The sequence below is a fragment of the Planococcus sp. A6 genome (genome assembly GCF_028823615.1).
Lineage (GTDB): Bacteria > Bacillota > Bacilli > Bacillales_A > Planococcaceae > Planococcus.
The window spans coordinates 1-4,013 of the sequence record NZ_JAPEHT010000199.1; the positions used below are offsets into that span (position 1 = coordinate 1).

General features: G+C 36.1%; 4 protein-coding genes. 3 read left to right on the forward strand and 1 reads right to left on the reverse strand.

The features are described 5' to 3' along the window. Positions 1–185: 185 nt before the first annotated feature. On the reverse strand, positions 186–341 hold the full coding sequence (locus ON064_RS17470) for a hypothetical protein (protein ID WP_274625773.1): 156 nt from the start codon (positions 339–341) through the stop codon (positions 186–188). 296 nt (positions 342–637) lie between these two features. Between ON064_RS17470 and ON064_RS17475 the strand changes: the two genes are divergently transcribed. The 3 genes from ON064_RS17475 (at position 638) to ON064_RS17485 (ending at position 3,809) form a co-directional block, all read left to right on the forward strand. Further along, positions 638–1,468, forward strand: a complete 831-nt coding sequence (locus ON064_RS17475; protein WP_274625774.1) for a ParA family protein — start codon at positions 638–640, stop codon at positions 1,466–1,468. Beyond that, positions 1,469–1,813, forward strand: a complete 345-nt coding sequence (locus ON064_RS17480) for a hypothetical protein (protein WP_274625775.1) — start codon at positions 1,469–1,471, stop codon at positions 1,811–1,813. It abuts the gene before it with no gap. 487 nt (positions 1,814–2,300) lie between these two features. Beyond that, the gene (locus ON064_RS17485; RefSeq protein WP_274625776.1) at positions 2,301–3,809 is read left to right on the forward strand and encodes a primase C-terminal domain-containing protein; all 1,509 of its coding nucleotides are present in this window, start codon (positions 2,301–2,303) and stop codon (positions 3,807–3,809) included. The last annotated feature ends 204 nt before the right edge of the window (positions 3,810–4,013 follow it).

Genomic DNA, 4,013 nt, shown 5'->3' on the forward strand with positions numbered 1-4,013 from the left:
CTAGTGCAGTCGCCCAGTATTGTAATTAGCTATGTATGTAAAAGTAGTATTTTATCTTTTCTAAAGTTTAAACAAAATATAAAGTGATCTCCGAATTGAAATCGTATACCTGCCTCACAAAAGTAGATATATCTACTTTTGTGAGGCAACTTTTTAAAATAGTTAAACTTAATAGTAGCTTAAGATTACTCATCTTTTAAATGAATGATAGACCATTGGTCATCTGTAGAAGAACTTAGCATTAACAAGAAAGTAAGAGCTTCTTTTTTAGAAGAAAAGACACGCTCTTTATCATTATCCATTACAACGGTACCAGTCTCAGATCGTAGTATATAGTCCAATGTAAAATCCCCTTTTTGTTTTTTTAGTAATCAACTTATTGAAGAAAAATAAAGATTATTATATCAAATTTATTAAAGAGAATTTAGTCTATATCCATATACAGGTATACACATATATCTGTATATGTGTATACCTGTATATGGATATATAAGTATATGTGTATATCTAAAGAGAATGTTTAGAATTTACAATAAAATAAAAAAACATTTGTGACTAGTTTTCCGCAATGATATACTTGTATACATAAGTAGAAAACATTAGAAATTAATTGTTCAAAGACGAGGAGGAAGAAAAGTTGAAAAACGATAACAAAGCAACTGTAGTCACTTTTGGTAACTTCAAAGGTGGGACTGGAAAAACTACTAATAGTACCATGATTGCTTACGCACTATCCGATTTAGGATATAAAGTTCTTTTAAGTGATCAAGATCCACAAGCTAATGCTACAAGTCTTTATTTAAAAACTAAATCTGAAATTTCTGGTGAAATAGTTAGTTTTAAAAAGACATTAATGTCAGCAATCCAAGAAGAGAACTTAGAAGAAATTATCACTGAAGTTAAAGAAAATCTTTATTTGTTGCCAAGCTTTAGTGACTTTGCATTATATCCTAGATTTCTTGAAAAGAAATTCCCGAATGAAGTAGATCGTGTTCAGTACTTTTCAAAGTTACTTGGTTCAGTAAAAAATGACTTTGATTTTATCTTTATCGACGTTCCTCCTACTAGCTCAATCATTACTGATTCCGCATTATATGCTTCTGACTTTGTTGTAGTAGTGTTACAAACTCAAGAGAGAAGTCTCCAAGGTGCTGAAGTATTTACACAGTATCTCCAAGGACTTATTGATGATTACGGTGCAAATTTAGATATCATAGGAATTTTACCTGTTCTACTTAAAAATGGTGCAGCTGTAGATTTAGCTACTTTGGAAAATGCTAAAGAAATATTTGGAGAAGAAAATTTGTTTGATATTGTAGTTAAGAATATGGAACGTTTGAAACGATTTGATATTACAGGAATTACAGATAACGATATGCATGATCGCCGAGTCCACAATAGCTATAAAGCAATTGCTGAAGAATTTATAGAGCGTTTGAATGCTGAATTCGAAGGAGTGAAACGTTAAATGAGTAATCTTTTAAATAAGAATTCGAAAAAAAAGTTGTTAGATAGAGGACCTCAAATCTCCCCTACTACTCAGTTTAAATTGGACGAAGTAGAGCCTGTAGCAGAGAAGCCAATCACTAGAGCTACTGAAAAAAAAGAAACATTACCAAAAAATAAGTTTGGGAGTGTTAGAGTCAAAAAGTCAACTCGAGATAAGCTGAACGCATTAGTAAGCTTAAATAAGGCTGACAACGTTGACGAACTCATTGATTTAATGATCGAAGAGTATTTAGCCGTGCACATAACAAAGGATGAGAAAAAACAGTTGGATATTATTATGGAATTATATAGCTCTCGAAATTAAGAATAATCCTTAGTGTTTCTTCAAGCACTAGGGATTTTGTATATTCTCTAAAAAACCATATACAGATATATATGTATATACATATATGGGTATATCTGTATATTAATATACGCATATATAGATATATGTGTATGTAAGTATATTTGTATATGCATATATAAATATATGTGTATATGCATATACGCATATACACAAAATGAAAAAATCAAAATGTTGTTGTAGCAAGTTTGAGAGGAATAAAAATAGAAAATTTAAGTTTTTTTATTTCATATATTTATATACGAGTATATAAATATATGAATATATAGATATACAGGTATACACGTATATCTATATACGTGTATACGCATATACAGATATATAAATATATGTGTATATGCGTATATGACTTTAAAAAACAGCTAGAAATGCTATTGTATCAACGTTTTCCCTCTTCTATACTTTAAAGCTAGATTAGAAATTGGCTATAAAGTGAGGAGGGAAAAGATTGCAGAGTCTTAGAAAAGCTATCGAGCTAATTATAAATAAAGGAATTTTAAAATATAAAAGAGTTGGATCCTTAGCTTCGCTTCCTCACTTATATAAAGAAAATAGAACCCTTACAAATAAAAAAGGTGCTATTGGTGTCGTTGCTTCTAAAGAAGATCTTTCTACACCTTCAGGTGTTAAGGGCTATGTTGTCACGTCTCTAGAAACTCTCTTGGAGGACGTTTCTTTGGTTTCACATTGGAATCCCAACGTATTCAACTACATAAGGTATTCAGATGAAAAAAGACGGTTCCTCAAGGGACACGAAGAGAAGAACCTCCAACAAATCAATACCTTCGTCGTCGATATTGATACGAAAAAACAACCGTATACAGAAATCCTGACGGCTGCACTGGATCATAGTGTCGGCGTTCCCACACTTGTTTTGGAAACCCCGAAGGGATTTCAGGTCTATTTTGTCTTGGAAAAACCGTTGTTCATCAGCAACCAAAACGATTTTCGTGGACTGAAGGTCGCAAAACGTATTTCCGAAAACATTAAACAAAGCTTGGCCAAGGTCTTGCAAGGAGTCGATGTCTCCTGTAATGACTTTGGTTTTTTCCGCATGCCCAATGAAGACAACATTCGGTGGTTCTCCGAAGAGATGGTCTATGACTTTGGCTCGTTGATTGCTTGGTCGAAGCGCCAGGACGACGACAAGGGGAGAGGGTTGTTTGTTGTAGCGAACGAGTCAAGAGAGCACGACCCAACACAGACAGCCTGGTTCCAGGAACTGCTGAAGACGCGTCACGTGAAAGGTCAGTCGGGACAGCTGGGACGCGATAACCTGATGTTCACGCTTGCGCTTGCTTGCTACAGTGCCGGAAAGGGGAAGGCAGAGACGCTGGATTTACTCGATGAGTATAATTCAGGGCTTGCTGCGCCCCTTCGGCATAGCGAAGTCGAGAAAATCGTCAGAAGTGCATACAAGGGACGTTTTAAAGGCGCTCACCAGGATTATATTCAAGAACTCTTGAACGAGTGGGGGAGTAACAAGGAAGTCGCCATCGAAAACCCGATGGGCGGTTGGTACAAGTTTAAAAAAGAACGCGAAGACCGAAAGCGCAGCCATTACAACGAATGGGAAGAAGATCTGCTGCAGTTCATTCAAGAAAAGACCTCACTGGATCAACCGATCAATTGGACGACCCAGCGAGAACTCTGCGAAGCCGTCGGCATTCCACGAAGCTCGTTCAACGTGTTAATCCAACAGTCGAAGAAAATCCTCATCAAGCGAGTTGGCAAAGGACGTACAGCCCAGACCGGAATTACCTCCGTGGCTGTGCTTCTTCAGTGTGCCCTCAGTTATCAGCAAACCCATCGGGTTCGGTACCAAGAGGCACTTCAAGTGATGGCGTCTGAACGCCTAAATGAACGCATCATCCAAGACTTGATCGACGATGTGGAATGGTTCCTTGAAAAACGATTATCTGAACCGATAATTGGTAAAAATTTCAATTCTTCTTAATGGTCCAGTCTGCCAGTACATATCTGTATACGTGCTTTTTTATCTGGGTTAGTTATCTGTTTATCCATCCATCACTCTTTTGATCTCATTAAAAAAACATTCAGCGTCGGCTGAATGTTTAGGTGTCGGATTTTTTATTGGAATCGGATTCGTAGGCGTTAAAGCGTTCGTAAATCTTTTCCAATTGTTTTTCTTGGAAATCGT